At 38.5% G+C, this 18159-nt stretch carries 11 protein-coding genes; 8 read left to right on the top strand and 3 right to left on the bottom strand.

Translation table 11 applies throughout. The annotated features are described in order from the left end of the window. The first annotated feature begins 255 nt into the window (after positions 1–255). From rbfA to AM305_RS06030, 8 genes are all read left to right on the top strand, one after another. Positions 256–636: a 30S ribosome-binding factor RbfA gene (gene rbfA / locus AM305_RS06065; protein ID WP_005824114.1), complete on the top strand. Its 381-nt coding sequence runs from the start codon at positions 256–258 to the stop codon at positions 634–636. A 3-nt stretch (positions 637–639) separates the two neighbouring features. Next, a complete protein-coding gene (truB, locus tag AM305_RS06060) occupies positions 640–1557 on the top strand; it encodes a tRNA pseudouridine(55) synthase TruB (RefSeq protein ID WP_005824112.1) in 918 nt (305 codons plus the stop codon). A gap of 55 nt (positions 1558–1612) precedes the next feature. Beyond that, positions 1613–2707, top strand: coding sequence for a lytic murein transglycosylase (locus AM305_RS06055; protein ID WP_005824110.1), 1095 nt, complete (start codon positions 1613–1615; stop codon positions 2705–2707). A gap of 245 nt (positions 2708–2952) precedes the next feature. Beyond that, the gene (gene glgB, locus AM305_RS06050; RefSeq protein ID WP_005824108.1) at positions 2953–5205 is read left to right on the top strand and encodes a 1,4-alpha-glucan branching protein GlgB; all 2253 of its coding nucleotides are present in this window, start codon (positions 2953–2955) and stop codon (positions 5203–5205) included. A gap of 8 nt (positions 5206–5213) precedes the next feature. Beyond that, on the top strand, positions 5214–7196 hold the full coding sequence (gene glgX, locus AM305_RS06045; protein WP_035294114.1) for a glycogen debranching protein GlgX: 1983 nt from the start codon (positions 5214–5216) through the stop codon (positions 7194–7196). Positions 7197–7248: 52 nt separating this feature from the next. Next, positions 7249–8559, top strand: a complete 1311-nt coding sequence (gene glgC / locus AM305_RS06040; RefSeq protein ID WP_005824104.1) for a glucose-1-phosphate adenylyltransferase — start codon at positions 7249–7251, stop codon at positions 8557–8559. 61 nt (positions 8560–8620) lie between these two features. After that, the gene (gene glgA / locus AM305_RS06035) at positions 8621–10063 is read left to right on the top strand and encodes a glycogen synthase GlgA (protein ID WP_005824103.1); all 1443 of its coding nucleotides are present in this window, start codon (positions 8621–8623) and stop codon (positions 10061–10063) included. Positions 10064–10093: 30 nt separating this feature from the next. After that, the gene (locus AM305_RS06030) at positions 10094–12559 is read left to right on the top strand and encodes a glycogen/starch/alpha-glucan phosphorylase (RefSeq protein WP_005824101.1); all 2466 of its coding nucleotides are present in this window, start codon (positions 10094–10096) and stop codon (positions 12557–12559) included. A gap of 91 nt (positions 12560–12650) precedes the next feature. Here AM305_RS06030 and dld read toward each other — a convergent pair whose 3' ends face one another. The 3 genes from dld to AM305_RS06015 all read right to left on the bottom strand — a co-directional run bounded on the left by dld (position 12651) and on the right by AM305_RS06015 (position 17919). Continuing rightward, complete coding sequence (gene dld, locus AM305_RS06025; protein WP_005824099.1) at positions 12651–14345, bottom strand: D-lactate dehydrogenase; 1695 nt, start codon at positions 14343–14345, stop codon at positions 12651–12653. Positions 14346–14515: 170 nt separating this feature from the next. Further along, positions 14516–16654: a phosphate acetyltransferase gene (gene pta / locus AM305_RS06020; protein WP_005824097.1), complete on the bottom strand. Its 2139-nt coding sequence runs from the start codon at positions 16652–16654 to the stop codon at positions 14516–14518. Between the two features lie 56 nt (positions 16655–16710). Beyond that, the gene (locus tag AM305_RS06015; protein WP_005824095.1) at positions 16711–17919 is read right to left on the bottom strand and encodes an acetate kinase; all 1209 of its coding nucleotides are present in this window, start codon (positions 17917–17919) and stop codon (positions 16711–16713) included. Between the last annotated feature and the right edge of the window lie 240 nt (positions 17920–18159).

Raw genomic sequence — 18159 nt, 5'->3', positions numbered from 1 at the left:
CGTTTTGCACTATTATCACGGGTCGATTATAAGCGGTCGGATTTTAAAATCTGACCGCTTAATGTATTTATGGGTAATTTATGAAAACCACGAAAACAGAGCTGTTTTTATATTCAGGATAATCAATGAATTATATTGGCTCAAAATTAAAATTATCTGATTGGCTTAAAGATGAAATTACGAAGGTGGTTGGAAATAATCTTTCAGATAAGTTTTTTTGTGATTTTAGAAAAAAATAGAAATTAAGGAAAAAGTATGTCTAGAGAATTTAAACGTTCAGATCGTGTCGCTCAAGAATTACAAAAAGAAGTGGCAATTATTTTACAGCGTGAGGTTAAAGATCCTCGTATTGGTATGGTAACGGTATCAGATGTTGAGGTTTCGCGTGATTTAGCCTATGCCAAAATCTTTGTAACCTTCTTATTTGATAACGATCAAGAAGCAATCAAACAAGGAATGAAGGGCTTAGAAAAAGCGAGTCCGTATATTCGTTCTTTAGTGGGTAAGGCAATGCGTTTGCGTATCGTGCCGGAATTGCGTTTTATTTACGATGAATCTTTAGTGGAAGGGATGCGTATGTCAAACCTTGTTTCTAACGTGATTCGTGAAGACGAAGCAAAACATAAAGAGGACTAAGGCGTGTCAAGACCTCGTAAAAAAGGGCGTGATATACACGGCATATTTTTATTAGATAAGCCTCAAGGTATGTCTTCTAATGATATTTTGCAGAAAGTAAAGCGTATCTTTCAGGCAAATAAGGCCGGGCATACGGGGGCGTTAGATCCTTTAGCAACGGGAATGTTGCCGATTTGCTTGGGTGAAGCGACCAAGTTTTCACAATTTTTGTTGGATTCGGATAAACGTTACCAAGTCACGGCAAAACTTGGCGAACGAACGGATACTTCAGATGCAGAAGGGCAGGTTGTTGAAACAAAAGTTGTTAATGTAACCGAAAGCGATATTCAACAAGCCTTAGCGCAGTTTCGTGGCGATATTTTACAAGTGCCCACGATGTTTTCTGCGTTAAAACATCAGGGCAAACCCCTTTATGAATACGCTCGAGCAGGAATTACCATAGAGCGAGAAGCACGCCCGATTACCATTTTTGAGTTGAAATTTATTGCCTATGAAGCACCTTTTTTAACATTGGAAGTGCATTGTTCGAAAGGAACTTATATTCGCACATTAGTCGATGATTTAGGCGAAGTGTTGGGTTGTGGTGCTCACGTAACTGTATTACGCCGTTTGGCGGTGGCAGATTATCCGATTGCGGCAATGATGAGTTATACCGATTTGCAAAATATGGCAGAAAATCAACCGCTTGATGAGCTAGATAAGCTGTTATTACCTATGGATACCGCCGTATCTACTTTACCGAAAATAAATTTAAATGAGCAGCAAACTAAAGCGGTTGGTTTTGGTCAAAGAGTAAAATTTGAGAATGTTGAACAAATTTATGGTTTAGTTCGATTATTCTCAAATACAGCGCAGTTTTTGGGTGTTGCGGAGATTACTGCTGACGATGTTATTCGCCCAAATCGTATGATCAACTTATAAAAACAAGCGGTTAAATTTCCAAAAAATTTAGCAAATCTAACCGCTCATTATCGTTATGAAATTAAAACAAAAATTAACAATCCCTTTTACTGTTTTTACACTGGTGATTGCCGGATGTTCAAACCATTCCGAGCAGTATGTTTCATTGCCTTTAGATGCAAAATATACTCAATCACGCGCTATAAGTAATTTTAATGATTACGTGAATTTCCTAAAGCGTAAGGCTGCGGGGGCGGGTGTTTCAGAAAAAACGTTAAATGCACAAAAATTTATTCAATATAACGCAAGAGCGGTGCAGTTGGATCAAGAACAAGCCGCACGCAAACGTGATCCTAATACACCGCCACCACCGCCAAATCCTAATGGTGTAACGAATTATTTAAATAAAGTCCTTACCCAAAAGAAAGTGGATATGGCAACAGAACGTTGGTATGAATACAATGCTCAGCTAACCAAAGCAAGCCAGAAATTTGGTGTTCAGAAAGAATACATTATGGCTTTATGGGGTATGGAAAGCAGTTTTGGTAATTACCAAGGCGATTTTGATGTGCTTTCTGTATTAGCAACATTGGCATTTGATGGCAGACGAGAAAAGCTATTTACGCAAGAGTTTGTGAATGCGATGAAGATGTTAGATGATGGCACGATTAGTCGCTATGAACTATTAGGCTCTTGGGCGGGGGCAATGGGGCAAACACAATTTATGCCAACCGCTTATCTTAGCTATGCGGCAGATGGCGATGGCGACGGTAAAAAAGATATTTGGAATAATGAATATGATGCTTTTGCCTCAATAGCGTCTTACCTTTCAACGGTTGGTTGGGATAAAAATTTGCCTTGGGGAGTAGAAGTTAAATTATCTAGTCCTATTGATATGTCTTTTGCCGGCATTGAGTCCAATAAAGGAAAAAGTTTAGGCGAGTGGCAGGCTTGGGGAATTTACTTAGCTTATCCAAATGGACAAGAAACAGCAAAATTAGCCCAAATGAACGATACTAAATTATGGTTGGTTCGACCGGATAAAGAAGCTGGACGAGCTTTCTTAGTTACAAATAATTTCCGAACGTTAATGGATTGGAATAAATCGAATAACTTTGGGATAAGTATCGGGAAGTTTGCAGATCGGATTTTAACAAGTGTAGATCAATAATATATAGCGTAATGCTCTTTGAGTGTTACGCTATTTTTTTATTTATTTCATCTTTTTGATAAAGATCAGGAAATGATATTAAAGTGTATAAAAGGCGTTGTAATTACTTACGCTTTTTATACAATGCGAGTATAAATTATGTTGGTATTGGTTGAAGGATAACCAATCTAGAATGGCGAGAGACGTTGCTAGAAGATACTTAAAGTAAACTGTGCAAATGCTAACGCTAAATAAGGAGAAAAATTATGACTAAATTCGTTTCACAGGAAACAATTAATAATTTCTTTGATGGGAAGCATTCAGATCCTTTCTCTGTATTAGGTATGCATGAAACAGAGCATGGTATCGAAATTCGAGCACTATATCCCGATGCCAATAAAATTGAAGTTATGGGTAAAAATAACGAAACACTTTGTGAGTTGCATCAAGTTGATGAAAGAGGTTTTTTTGCTGGAATCGTACCTAATACTCGTAGCTTTTTTACTTATCAACTAAAAGTATATTGGGGATATGATGCTCAAATTATTGAAGATCCGTATCGTTTCCACCAAATGATCAGTGATTTAGATAATTGGTTATTAGCGGAAGGTTCTCATTTACGGCCTTATGAAATTTTGGGAGCGCATTTCACAGAATGTGATGGTGTATCGGGAGTGACTTTCCGCTTATGGGCTCCGAATGCTAAACGCGTTTCTGTGGTTGGAGATTTTAACTATTGGGATGGACGCCGTCACCCGATGCGTTTTCATCAAAGCAGTGGAATTTGGGAACTTTTCTTACCAAAAGTTTCTTTAGGGCAAAATTATAAATTTGAATTATTAGATTGCAACGATCATCTCCGTTTAAAAGCCGATCCTTACGCTTTCCGCTCTCAATTACGTCCAGACACAGCTTCTCAAGTTAGCGTGCTTCCGGAATTTGTTGAAATGACCGAAAAACGCCGTAAAGCAAATCAGGCAGACCAACCAATTTCTATTTATGAAGTTCATTTAGGTTCTTGGAGACGTAATTTAGAAAATAATTTCTGGCTAGATTACGACCAAATCGCTGATGAATTGATCCCTTATGTTAAAGATATGGGCTTCACACATATTGAATTATTACCTATTTCTGAGTTTCCATTTGATGGTTCTTGGGGTTACCAACCTATTGGTCTTTATTCTCCAACCAGTCGTTTTGGTACGGTAGAAGGATTTAAGCGTTTTATTGATAAAGCTCATCAGGCTGGTATCAATGTTATTCTCGACTGGGTTCCAGGACACTTCCCAAGTGATACGCATGGTTTAGCAGCATTTGATGGAACATCTCTCTATGAATATGCTGATCCAAGAGAGGGTTATCATCAAGACTGGAATACCCTAATTTACAACTACGGGCGACATGAGGTTAAGAATTTCCTAACAGGTAATGCTCTTTATTGGTTGGAGCGTTTTGGGCTAGATGGTATTCGAGTAGATGCGGTTGCTTCAATGATTTATAGGGACTATAGTCGTAAAGACGGGGAATGGATTCCAAACCGTTATGGCGGTAGAGAGAATCTAGAAGCCATTGAATTTCTCAAGCAAACAAATAAAGTGATTAGAGATGAAATTCCTGGCGCAATTTCTATTGCAGAGGAATCCACTTCATTTGCAGGCGTTACACATCCTGTTGAAAATAATGGGCTTGGTTTTAGTTTTAAATGGAATATGGGGTGGATGAATGACACGCTATCCTATATGCAAAAAGATCCTATTTACCGTCAATACCATCATAGTCAAATGACATTTGGCATGATGTATCAATATAGCGAGCAATTTGTGCTTCCATTATCGCATGATGAAGTTGTTCATGGTAAATATTCTCTGTTAGGTAAAATGCCAGGGGATACATGGCAAAAATTTGCTAACTTGCGTGCTTATTATGGCTATATGTGGGCATATCCAGGTAAAAAACTCTTATTCATGGGTAATGAATTTGCACAAGGTAGAGAATGGAACTACAAAGAAAGTTTAGACTGGTATCTTCTTGATGAGCAACACGGTGGACCTTGGCATAAAGGTGTATTGAAATTCGTTAAAGATTTGAACCATACCTATACAGGAAATGCTCCACTTTATGAATTAGACTTTGATCCTAATGGTTTTGAGTGGCTAGTGGTTGATGATGCACAAAATTCAGTGTTTGCATTTGAAAGACGTAGCCGTAAAGGGGAAAGAATTATTGTTATTAGCAATTTTACCCCGATTCCTCGTGAAAATTATCGTATTGGGGTTAATGAATCTGGCGAATATGAAGAAATTCTAAATTCTGATTCCAGCTTCTACCAAGGTTCCAATATGGGAAATGGTGGTAAGGTGTTAAGTGAAGAGATTGAAAGTCACGGGAAATCACAATCCATCAATGTTGTTATTCCTCCATTAGCAACAATTTATCTTAAGTTTAAAGCGCAAGCGGTTGAATCAAAGAAACGTTTTGCGAAAAAAGTAAAAGCTCAATCTCATAAAAAACAAAAATAAGGCTAAATATGTTTCATACAGCAAAAGGAACACCTTACCCAATGGGTTGTACCCATCAAGAAAATGAAGGCAAACAAGGATTTAATTTCTCACTCTATTCTTCACAAGCGAAAGCAGTAGAGTTATGCCTTTTTAATTCTGCTGGGAAAGAAGTCCGATTTCCAATGTATAAAACAGAGGATGTTTGGCATATTTGGCTTGCTAATTTAGATTATGGTACAGAATACGGTTTCCGTATTTACGGGAATTCCGAATCTATCAGTAATTTAAATAAATTAATGCTCGATCCTTATGCAAAAGCGGTAAACGGAAAACCTGATTTAAGCAATAACGAGAAGCGGAAATGGTTTCTACTCTCTGATGATCGAGATAATGCTGCCTTTGCTCCTAAATCAGTTATAACACAAACAGATTTTGATTGGGGAGATGATAAGCCTCTCCGAACATCTTGGGCTGAAACAATTATTTATGAAGTGCATGTAAAAGGGTTTACACAATTGCATTTGGATTTACCTGAGGAGATCAGAGGTTCTTATGCAGGATTAGCACATCCTAAAATGATTGCTTATTTAAAAGAGCTAGGCATAACCGCCGTTGAATTATTGCCTATCAATTATCACTTAGATGAACCGCATTTACAGGAAAAAGGTTTGCAAAATTATTGGGGATATAGCCCGCTTGCAATGTTTGCAGTTGAATCGAAGTATTGGTCTGGAAGAGAAGGCACGACACCATTAACAGAATTTAAATCTATGGTAAAAGCCTTACATCAGGCTGGTATTGAAGTGATTTTAGACGTGGTGTTTAATCATTCGGTTGAATCTGAAAAACATTTTCCAACCTTTTGCCAACGTGGTATTGATGATCGGGCTTATTATTGGCAAAACGAAGACGGGGAGTATCACAATTATACTGGATGTGGTAATTCGCTAAATCTTTACCATGATGCTTCTCGCCGCTGGGTATTAGATTGTTTACACTACTGGGTTGAAGAGTGCCATGTGGATGGTTTCCGATTCGATTTAGCTTCAACGCTAGGTAGAGAGCCTGATTTTAATAAACAAGCATTATTATTTAGAGAAATTGAACAAGAACCTTGCTTAAAACATTGTAAATTGATTGCTGAGCCATGGGATATTGGGAGCAACGGTTATCAAGTTGGTAATTTTCCAGTCTATTTTGCTGAATGGAATGATCGCTTTCGTGATGATGTCACGAAATTCTGGTTATGGAAAAGTGGGGAGCTGGGCGTATTTACAGAACGCTTTGCAGGCTCAAGCGATATTTATAAACATGATGGGCGTTTACCACATCACTCGATTAACTTTATTACAGCTCATGATGGTTTTACTTTACGTGATTTAGTCAGTTATAACCATAAACATAATGAAGCAAACGGAGAAAATAACCGTGATGGGCGTAATGAAAATTACAGTTATAACCACGGTTTTGAAGGCATAGAAAATGCACCGCCAACGGTGGAACAAGATCGTATTTTAAGCCGAGCAAGTCTTATGATGAGCCTCTTATTAGCGAATGGCACACCAATGTTATTGGCTGGCGATGAATTTGGGCATACTCAATTTGGTAATAATAATGCCTATTGTCAGGATAATGAAACAAGCTGGTTGAAATGGTCAAATTTTGATGTATTATACTTCCAATTAGTTAAGCAAACGATTGCGTTGAGAAAAAAAATAAAAAGCTTAAATAAAGATCAGTGGTGGAGTATTGAGAATGTACAGCTTTTTAATACGCAAGGCGATTTGATGAATCTCGAGGATTGGCATAATAGAGATACTAAGGCAATGCAGATCTTATTGGATCATCAATATCTTTTGTTAATCAATGCCAAAACAGAATTACAAACCTTTATCTTGCCGAAAGGGCGATGGAAGATTGTAGAAGACGCAGCATTTAATAAGAATCAACACTGGGAAAATGGTTTTCTTACCTTAGAAAACGTCGATTTTTGTGTGCTGCAAAAGTGATCGATTAAGGTCGGTTAAGGTTAAGTTCTTTTATATTACAGGGAGTAGCTATATGAATAGCAGTATTTCTCAATTACCAAACAGATATGAATTGGTTAAAGATACATTAGTATTGATTCTTGCCGGAGGGCGAGGTTCAAGATTACATGAGCTTACCGATAAACGTGCAAAACCGGCACTCTATTTCGGAGGTAATCGCCGTATTATTGATTTTGCATTATCAAACTGTATTAACTCTGGGTTAAATCGTATCGGTGTTATTACTCAATATGCAGCACATTCTTTACTACGCCATCTACAAACAGGTTGGTCATTCTTACCACAAGAGCGTGGCGAGTTCGTTGATATGTTACCTGCACGCCAACAAATTGATGATTCAACATGGTATCGTGGCACAGCGGATGCGGTTTATCAAAATATGGCGATTATTCGTGATCACTACCGTCCAAAATATATTCTTATCTTAGCGGGCGACCATATCTATAAACAAGATTACAGTCAAATGTTGTTAGATCATGTTATGAGTGGCGCACAATGTACCGTAGGTTGTATTGAAGTTCCTCGTTCAGAAGCCTCCGCATTTGGTGTAATGGCGGTGGATGAAAACTTAAAAGTAAAAGCTTTCGTTGAAAAACCGAAAGATCCACCTGCTATGGTTGGTAAACCGGATATTTCATTAGCGTCAATGGGCATCTACGTATTTAATTCAGATTACCTCTATGATGTGTTGGAGAGAGAAGTTCACACGCCATGTACTTCTCACGATTTTGGCAAAGATGTGTTACCTAAATCCCTTGAGGAGGGAGTTTTATATGCTCACCCATTTAGCCGTTCTTGCATGGGACGTAACACAGAAGGCGAGATTTATTGGCGTGATGTAGGAACATTAGACAGTTTCTGGCAATCAAATATCGACCTTGTGTCAGAAAATCCACAGTTGGACATTTACGATCAACGTTGGCCAATTCGAGGTAATCCGGTACAAACCTATCCATCTAAGTTCTTCTATAAAAATGCAAGTATTCGTCCGGTGGATAACTCATTGATTGCAGGTGGCTGTGTTATTACCGATGCTTCTATTAGTTATTCTGTGTTATTTGATAAAGTGAAAGTTAATGAAGGCTCTTCCGTAGAATATTCAGTCGTATTGCCAGAAGTAGTTATTGGCAAAAACTGTATACTAAAAAATTGCATCATTGATCGTCATACAAAAATCCCTGATGGTATGAAAATTGGTGTTGATCTTGAAGAAGATCGTAAACGTTTCCGAGTAAGTAGTACAGGAAAAGTAGTTTTAGTAACAGCATCTATGATTAAAAAATTAAGCGGTGAAAATATTATCTCTGAGGCACATTTAGATTAGGAAATATGAGAAATACGGCATAAGTCGTATTTCTCCTCTTTTATATAGGAATAAAAAAGAAATGAGAGTATTACACGTCTGTTCAGAAATTTATCCGTTATTAAAAACCGGTGGGTTAGCGGATGTTATGGGCGCTCTTCCCTTTGCACAAAAAGAGATTGGAATCGATGCTCGTATCGTTGTTCCCGGATTTCCAGCTATTTTTGCAGGTATTGGCGAAACGGCTGTTGTGACAGAATTCCATAATTTTGCCGGACATATCACATTGCGTTACGGCGAATATAAAGGCATTGGTGTTTATATTATTGATGCACCTCATCTTTATGCACGAGAAGGGAATCCTTATCATGACCCTTGGTATAACGACTATATTGATAATTATAAACGTTTTGCATTATTAGGCTGGGTAGGGGCAGAGTTAGCAACAGGGCTTGATTTTTGGTGGAAAGCAGAAGTGGTGCATGCACATGACTGGCATGCCGGTTTAGCTTCGGCTTATTTACATCAAAAAGGAAGACCTGCAAAATCTGTCTTCACGATTCATAATTTAGCTTATCAAGGTAAATTTTCTTATCATCATCTCTTTGAAATTGGCTTGCCGTTAGAAATGTTCCACGTTCATGGCTTAGAACTTTATGGTGAAATGTCTTACTTAAAAGCCGGGTTATATTACTCAGATGTTTCCACTGCAGTGAGTCCAACTTATGCAAGAGAAATTACCACACCAGAATTTGGTTATGGTTTACAAGGCTTGTTGAGTGTTTTACGTGAACAAGATCGTTTAGTCGGTATTTTAAACGGGGTAGATGAGAATATCTGGAGTCCAAGCAAAGATGGCTATATTGAAGACCACTATAAATTGAAATCAATGGTTGGAAAACGGAAAAATAAAGAAAAATTACAAGCTTATTTTAACCTCCCACAAAATCCGGATGCGCTGGTCTTTGTGATGGTCACACGTTTAACGGAGCAAAAAGGTGTTGATCTTCTTATTGACAGTGCAGAAAGTATTGTACAACAAGGAGGGCAGTTAATTATTTTAGGATCGGGTTCTCCGCACATGGAATATCATCTCAATCAATTAGCACAACATTATCCGGAGCATATTGGTGTAAAAATTGGTTATGATGAAGCATTATCCCACTTACTCATTGCAGGTGGTGATGTGATTTTAGTGCCAAGCCGTTTTGAACCTTGTGGTTTAACACAACTTTATGGTTTGAAATACGGGACATTACCGCTGGTACGAGCAACAGGTGGACTCGCAGATACAGTAGTTGATAGTTCATTAGAAAACATAAAATCTCGCACAGCAACGGGATTTGTTTTCCATAACGCAACGAAAGAAGATCTCTGCACAGCAATTTCGAATGCATTTGCTTTATGGCAAAAACAACGCTCGTGGTTTAGTGTTCGAACGGTTGCAATGGAACAAGATTTCAGTTGGCAGATTTCAGCATTACAGTATCAAAAACTTTATGAACGTTTGCTCGGACATCATTAATTATTTTTACTCATTTAGGAGCTCTTATATATGGTAATCGATAATATTGATTTTCCATTTTCTTATAATCGCCCGGAACATACGACCGACTCGTTAAAAAAGGCGATTGTTTATAAACTTATCTTCTTAATCGGGCGTTCACCGCAAGAAGCAAGCCAACGAGACTGGTTAAATGCCACATTATATGCGGTACGTGATTTGGTAACAGAAGGCTGGATTTCGACCGCTCGTCAAGCTCGAGCAGATGAAACTCGCCGTGTTTACTACCTTTCAATGGAATTTCTGATTGGTCGAACTTTATCAAATGCACTCATTGCAGAAGGACTTTATGATCTTGCTAAAGATGCGCTTTCTGAGTTAAAAGTGGATTTAGAAGAAATTTTAGAGAAAGAAGTTGATCCGGGTTTAGGAAATGGAGGCTTAGGTCGTTTAGCTGCATGCTTTATGGATTCGATTGCCACATTGGGTATTCCGGCAATGGGTTATGGTATTCGTTATGAATACGGTATGTTCCGTCAAAAAATTGAAGATGGTCGCCAAGTTGAAAAACCGGATGCATGGTTAGAGAAGGGGGCACCTTGGGAGTTTATGCGTCCTTCTAAACGTTTCCATATTCGTTTTGGCGGACATATCTATTTTGAAGGTAAGAAATGTATTTGGAATCACGGTGAAGAAATTACTGCATTAGCCTACGATCAAATGATTCCGGGCTATGATAACGATTCAGCTGCAACGCTACGTCTTTGGAGCGCTTATGCAGGCGATGTATTTAATCTGCAAGACTTTAACCGTGGGGACTATTTCCGTGCGATAGAAAACCGTTCTTCAACCGAAAATGTTTCTCGTGTACTTTACCCTGATGATTCAACCTCAGCGGGGCGTGAATTACGTTTACGTCAAGAGTATTTCTTAGTATCTGCATCATTACAAGATATTTTAAAACGTCATAAACGTACACACGGTACGCTTGAGAATTTGGCGGATAAAGTTGCTATCCATTTAAATGATACACACCCTGCGTTAGCAATTCCTGAATTGATGTATATCTTAGTGGATCAAGAAGGCTTCTCATGGCAGCACGCTTGGGATATGTGTCGCCGCATTTTCTCTTATACCTGTCATACTTTAATGTCAGAAGCATTAGAAACATGGCCTGTAGAAATGATGGCGAAAATTCTTCCACGTCATTTACAGATCATCTTCGAAATCAATGATCATTTCTTAGATTACGTGAGAAAACACGTAACAGACGAACACGATTTTATCCGCCGTGTTTCACTTATCGAAGAAGGCGATTATCGTAAAGTTCGTATGGGGTGGTTATCTGTTGTTGGTTCACATAAAATCAATGGTGTAGCTGCAATCCACTCTGATTTAATGGTTACTTCAACTTTCGCTGATTTTGCGCGTATCTATCCGGAACGCTTTACGAACGTAACAAATGGTATTACACCTCGCCGTTGGATTGCCGTAGCAAACCCAGATTTATCTGCGCTATTTGATAAATATATCGGCAAAGAATGGCGCCGTGATCTTAGTCAATTAGAACAACTGAAGGCGCATATTCAAGAAGCTGATTTCAAGGCGGCAATTCCACAAATTAAATATGCGAATAAAGTTCGTTTAGCAGAATATGTGAAGAAAACGCTAGGTATTGAGCTTGATCCAAATGCGTTATTTGATGTTCAAGTAAAACGTATCCACGAGTATAAACGTCAAATTCTAAACGTATTACATATCGTTACACGTTATAACGAAATGCTGGCAAATCCGGAAAAAGAGTGGACACCTCGAGTCTTTATTTTAGCCGGTAAGGCTGCTTCAGCATATTATGCGGCAAAACAAACTATTCATTTAATCAATGATGTGGCAAATATCATCAATAACGATGAACGCTTAAAAGGACGTTTAAAAGTTGTCTTTATCCCAAATTACAGCGTAAGTTTGGCACAGTTGATTATTCCTGCTGCAGATATTTCTGAACAAATTTCATTGGCTGGTACAGAAGCATCAGGTACAAGTAATATGAAATTTGCCTTAAATGGTGCATTAACGTTAGGTACGTTAGATGGTGCGAATGTGGAAATTCTTGAGAATGTAGGTAATGATCATATCTTTATCTTCGGTAATACCGTTGAGCAAGTTGAAGCATTACGCCGTCAGGGTTATCGTCCGTTTGAGATTTATCAATCAGATGAGCAGCTTCGTCAGGTTGTAGATCAAATTACGTCTGGTTATTTCTCACCAAATGACCCGAACCGTTACCAAGATCTCTTAAATAACTTATGCTACCACGATTATTACCAAGCATTTGCAGACTACCGTAGCTATGTGGAAGCACAAAAAACGGTTGATGTGAAATATCAAGATCAAGCAGCTTGGGTAGAAAGCGCAATCCAAAATATTGTGAATATGAGTTTCTTCTCTTCAGATAGAACCATTGCGGAATATGCAGAAAAAATCTGGAAAGTAGAACCACTCAAATTAGAAGCATAAGATTTTGATTTATTGATTTTGAATTTATAAGGGCGAAAGATTTTCGCCCTTTAAATTTGCAAAATTCTCGAGAAATCAAACCGCTTATAAATTATTCCACCCAGTATTTTTTCTTCGTAGTTTGCCCAATACCTGGGTTAAAGCTGTTTGTTGGATCAAGCGCTTTATAGAATTTACGTAAGGTCGGTTTTGCTTCGTATAAATGCCCAACATTATGTTCTGCCGGATATTGCGCTCCACGCTGGTCGAGCAGTTTTAACATCTCGTGTTCCAATTCAACACAATCATTGCCTTTTTTCACAATATAGTCTTGGTGAAAAACGTGGCACATAAAGTGTCCATAATAGAGTTTATGACTGATTTTATGATCAATTTCTGGCGGTAAATGCTCAAACCATTCATTATCATTGCGGCGTAATGCAATATCTAGTGCAACAATATCTTCAACTTCTTTTTCGTGAATAGCTCTATAACGAATTGCCGCAGAAGCAACTGCGAAGCGGTGGAGCATAGCGGCTTGGGTTTCTATCGCATTACATTCAAAATAGCCCCCTTTTGTGCTATCGCTAAAGTATGTTTTTAGAAACTCTCTAGCTTCATTGACGCCTTTCCCTCCCATTTTAACAATTAAATGGTGTTCGTAGCGATCACGATATTCCCACAAACTTTTTGGTAAATGCTCCGGTAAAACCTTTGACACAAGCTGCATAAATTTATCACTTAAATGTTGAGGTAGGAATGGTAATTTTTTCCCTAGACGATCAACATTTGCTTTAAGCGCAAAGAGTTTCGGTAGCCAGTGCGTACCAAATTTCTTAATTACCCAGAAGGTGTCTTTTCCATAACGAGCAGCAATATCAAAAGCATCACGGTGGATATATTCACCTGAAATCGGCAGTTGTTCGAAATTTGCTAACATATGACGGCGTACATCATTTAAGACAGAAGTTTGGTTTGTACCAATATAGAAAACGGCTGTTTCTCGCTCAAGAGGAAAGGTATCTAAGCGAACTGCAAAAATGGCTAATTTACCGGCACTCCCTGAAGCTTCATAATGACGAGCAGGATCGGCATTAAAACGAGCAGGGGAGTTTTCATCAACCTGGCGCACGTGATTACAATAACTATGGTCGTGTCCTTTACCGCAATCAAGCGTGATATCTTTCTGCTGGTAATGTTGCCCTTGTAGGTTAGTTAAAATTTCTTCTGGTGTCGAACCTAAATCAATGCCGAGATGGTTTTTTAACTCCAGTTCGCCGTGTTCATTTAATTGAGCATACAACGCCATTTCAGTATAAGCCGGCCCACGTTGAACAAGCGCACCACCGGAGTTATTACAAATTCCCCCAATAACAGAAGCCCCAATGCAAGATGAACCAATGACAGAGTGAGGTTCACGGCTATGGGGCTTCAATTTATTCTCAAGTTCATTAAGTGTAGATCCGGGAAGGCAGACGACTTGCGTTGCATTGTTTATGAGTTGGATACCATCGATACGCATTGCGTTAATAATAACAATATCTCGATCATAATCATTGCCACTTGGTGTTGAACCACCTGTCAGACCGGTATTTGCCGCTTGGTTGATGACAATCACATCGTGTGCAACGCAGGCTTTTAAAACTTTCCAGAATTCTAATAAGGTTGCAGGGCGCACCACCGCGAGAGCATTCCCCGTACCAAAGCGATAGCCACTTCGATAGGCTTCTGTTTTTGCGGGATCAGTAATAATGTATTGCCCACCGACAATTTCGGTAAGGGTAGAGATGAGTTGTTGAGCAGACATAGTTTGTTATCCTCTTGTAAAAAGAATTAACAATATCATAACCAACACTTGCGCATTTGTTAAGCAAAAAAAGAGGGGTAAGCGGTCAAATTTAGAAGATTTTTTGCAAATAGGGGAGAGGTAGGGAGTCAAAAGGCTCCCAAATGGGAGCCTTATTTATAAAAGAGCAATTAAGCTTGAGTTGCTTGGATTGCGGTTAATGCGATGGTGTAAACGATATCATCAACCAACGCACCACGAGATAAGTCATTAACCGGTTTACGCATACCTTGAAGCATTGGACCGATAGAAACTAAATCTGCTGAACGTTGTACCGCTTTATAAGTTGTATTACCTGTATTTAAGTCTGGGAAGACAAATACAGTCGCTTTACCTGCAACCGGAGAATTTGGCGCTTTAGAACGAGCCACATCTTCCATTACCGCTGCGTCATATTGTAATGGACCGTCAATAATTAAGTCTGGACGTTTTTCTTGTGCAATACGTGTTGCTTCTTTCACTTTCTCTACATCTGCACCAGAACCTGATGTACCGGTTGAGTAAGAGATCATTGCAACACGAGGCTCAATACCAAAGGCTTTTGCAGAATCTGCAGATTGAATTGCGATTTCAGCTAATTGTTCTGCATTTGGATCTGGGTTTACCGCACAGTCACCATATACAAGCACTTGGTCTGGTAATAACATAAAGAAGATAGAAGATACAATTGAGCTACCTGGTGCTGTTTTGATAATTTGCATTGGTGGACGAATTGTATTCGCTGTGGTGTGAACGGCACCTGAAACTAAGCCATCAACTTCGTTTGCTTCTAACATCATAGTACCAAGTACAACAGTGTCTTCTAATTGCTCACGAGCAGACTCTTCCGTCATACCTTTTGCTTTACGTAACTCAACTAAACGAGCAACGTAATTTTCACGGACATCCGCAGGATTAATAATGGTAATACCTTTACCTAAAACTACGCCTTGTGCTTCTGCAACACGTTGTACATCAACTGGGTTTGCTAAAAGTACACATTCTGCAATACCACGTTCTGCACATAATGCAGCAGCTTTCACTGTACGTGGTTCGTCACCTTCTGGTAATACGATACGTTTTTTCGCTGAACGAGCAAATTCTGTTAATTGATAACGGAATGCTGCTGGCGATAAGCGGCGAGCACGTGTTGCACCTTTAGAAACCTCTTCGATAAAGCCTGAATTTAATTGGCTTGCAACGTATTCTTTAATTGCTAAGATACGTTCTTTGTCATCTACCGGTACTTCTAAACTGAAGCTTTGGAGGTTAAGTGCAGTTTGCCATGTGTTACCTTCTACACGGAATACCGGTACACCGGTTTCAAATGCTTGTTGGCAAAGTTTAGCAATTGAGTTTTCAATTTTATAACCACCGGTTAATAAAATTGCACCGATTTCTACACCATTCATAACAGCTAATGAAGCTGCAACTAATACTTCTGGGCGGTCTGCTGAAGTAACTAATAAGTTACCTGCTCTAAAGTGATCAACCATATGTGGTAAGCTTCTTGCACAGAAACTTACACCACGAATACGGCGAGTATTAAGTTCACCTTCATTGATGATTGCAGCATGTAAATGTTTTGCTAAGTCTACGGCACGTGTTGCAATAAGATCTGCTTTCCATTCAACACAAGCGAGTAGTTTAATTGGGCTTTTTGCAAATAATGCTTCAACCTCAGCAACATTTTGTGTGCTGTGTTGGAATGAGTCGAAAATTTCTGTTAAATCTGGGCGAGTGCGACCAGATTCATCAACCGGCGCATTGAATTTATTGATCACAACACCAAGTAGGTTAGGGTTATGACGACCACCAAATTCTGATGCTGCTGCTTCAACACGCTCTTTTAATTGAGCCGGTTTATCTGAACCAGGTGCTGCTACTAATACGATCTCAGCATCTAATGCTTGAGCCATTTCATAGTTAATGCTGTTCGCATAAGAGTTTTTACGGGTTGGAATTAAACCTTCCACAACAATGATTTCGTTGTTTTTTGCTAATGCTTGGTGGCGTGCAACGATTTTTTCTAATAAAACATCTGTTTGATTTTGACCGATAAGCGTTTCAGCCTCACTTAACATAAATGGCTCACCAATTTCAGTCGTTTGAGATGCTTTAATGATTGAAGTAGAGCGGTCTAAGGTATCTTCGCCAGTGATTGGCTGAGCAATTGGTTTTAAGAAACCAACTTTAGTACCTTTTTGTTCCAATGCGTGAACAAGACCAAGACTAACACTGGTCAAACCCACGCCCGTTGTTGTAGGGATAAGAATAATAGTTCTAGACATTTTAATATGTTCCGATTTTAAAAGTGAAAAAGGGCAGAGTGGTCTGCCCTTAGAAATTATAATGCTAATTTAGCGGTATCTTGTGCAATCACTAATTCTTCGTTTGTTGGGATAACAATCGCTTTGAATGCAGAATCGTCTGTTGTAATTACACCTTCTTTACCGAAACGTGCTGCTAAGTTACGATCGTTATCAACTTTAATACCGAATAATTTTAAGTGGTTTAAAGTAAGTTCACGTACGTGACCTGAGTTTTCACCAATACCACCAGTAAATGCAATAGCATCTAGGTGTGAATCACCTAAAATTGCCATATATGCACCGATGTATTTTGCTAAACGGTACGCATAAACATCTAATGCACGTTTTGCTTCAGGTTTAGAAGCATCATCATAGTTATCTTCTGCATAACGGCAGTCACTTGTTACTTCAGTTAAACCTAAAAGACCTGATTTTTTCACTAAAGTATCTTCAATTTGCTCCATTGACATACCAAGGTTTTTGTATAGGTAGAAGATGATAGCCGGATCGATATCGCCTGAACGAGTACCCATTACTAAACCTTCTAATGGTGTTAAACCCATTGATGTGTCAATACATTTACCGTTACGAACCACAGAAACAGAACCACCATTACCTAAGTGACATACAATAGTATTTACTTGATCAACTGGTTTACCTACGCGCTCAGCAACTTCACGAGAAATGAATAAGTGGCTTGTACCATGAGCACCATAACGACGAATACCATGCTCTTTATATAAAGCATATGGAAGCGCATATAAATATGCTTCTTCTGGCATAGTTTGATGGAATGCAGTATCAAAAACTGCAACATTTTTCTCTTTTAATTCAGGGAAAATACGGAATGCTTCTTTAATACCGATTAAGTGAGCAGGGTTGTGAAGTGGTGCAAATTGAATTGCATCTTCAATACCTTTAACAACGTCATCATTGATAACAACAGATGATGTGAATTTCTCTCCACCATGAACGATGCGATGACCGATAGCACCGATACTTGCTTTTAATTCTTCTGATAATAACTCATTTGCGATAAATGTAAGTGCCTCGCTGTGTGCTGCACCAGCACCTAAATCAGCATTGCCTTTTTCGCCATTTAATTTCCATTTAATGCGAGCATCTTCTAAATGAAACGCTTCTGCTAGACCAGATAATTTTTCATCACCTGTTTTTGGATCTAAGATAGCAAATTTTAAAGATGAGCTACCACAGTTAAGGATAAGAATTAAATTTTTAGACATGTCAAATACCTTAATTTCGTTTGAACGGATTTATACCTAAACACGCAAGGCGTGAATACTTGCATAGAATACACAATTCACGAGTTGAATTAAAGAAATAATAAATAAATTTTGATCTAGATTAGCAAAATACCATCAAAGGTGTATTAAAAATAAAAATATTCGTAAATTAACATATAATTTAATTTCGTATAATGTAGATTATGTTAAATATAATAAAATAAGAAGAAATCCGATTTT

This window comes from Actinobacillus minor NM305, assembly GCF_000175195.1.
Classification (GTDB): domain Bacteria; phylum Pseudomonadota; class Gammaproteobacteria; order Enterobacterales; family Pasteurellaceae; genus Haemophilus_A; species Haemophilus_A minor.
Note: the sequence above shows the minus strand (reverse complement) of the source record. Positions and strands in the feature narration are given on the sequence as shown.

Bases quoted from the DNA above. Each gene is read 5' to 3' on its own strand.
- rbfA (WP_005824114.1), top strand. From the start codon at position 256: ATGTCTAGAGAATTTAAACGTTCAGATCGTGTCGCTCAAGAATTACAA.
- AM305_RS06055 (WP_005824110.1), top strand. From the start codon at position 1,613: ATGAAATTAAAACAAAAATTAACAATCCCTTTTACTGTTTTTACACTG.
- glgB (WP_005824108.1), top strand. From the start codon at position 2,953: ATGACTAAATTCGTTTCACAGGAAACAATTAATAATTTCTTTGATGGG.
- glgX (WP_035294114.1), top strand. From the start codon at position 5,214: ATGTTTCATACAGCAAAAGGAACACCTTACCCAATGGGTTGTACCCAT.
- glgC (WP_005824104.1), top strand. From the start codon at position 7,249: ATGAATAGCAGTATTTCTCAATTACCAAACAGATATGAATTGGTTAAA.
- glgA (WP_005824103.1), top strand. From the start codon at position 8,621: ATGAGAGTATTACACGTCTGTTCAGAAATTTATCCGTTATTAAAAACC.
- AM305_RS06030 (WP_005824101.1), top strand. From the start codon at position 10,094: ATGGTAATCGATAATATTGATTTTCCATTTTCTTATAATCGCCCGGAA.
- dld (WP_005824099.1), bottom strand. From the start codon at position 14,345: ATGTCTGCTCAACAACTCATCTCTACCCTTACCGAAATTGTCGGTGGG.
- pta (WP_005824097.1), bottom strand. From the start codon at position 16,654: ATGTCTAGAACTATTATTCTTATCCCTACAACAACGGGCGTGGGTTTG.
- AM305_RS06015 (WP_005824095.1), bottom strand. From the start codon at position 17,919: ATGTCTAAAAATTTAATTCTTATCCTTAACTGTGGTAGCTCATCTTTA.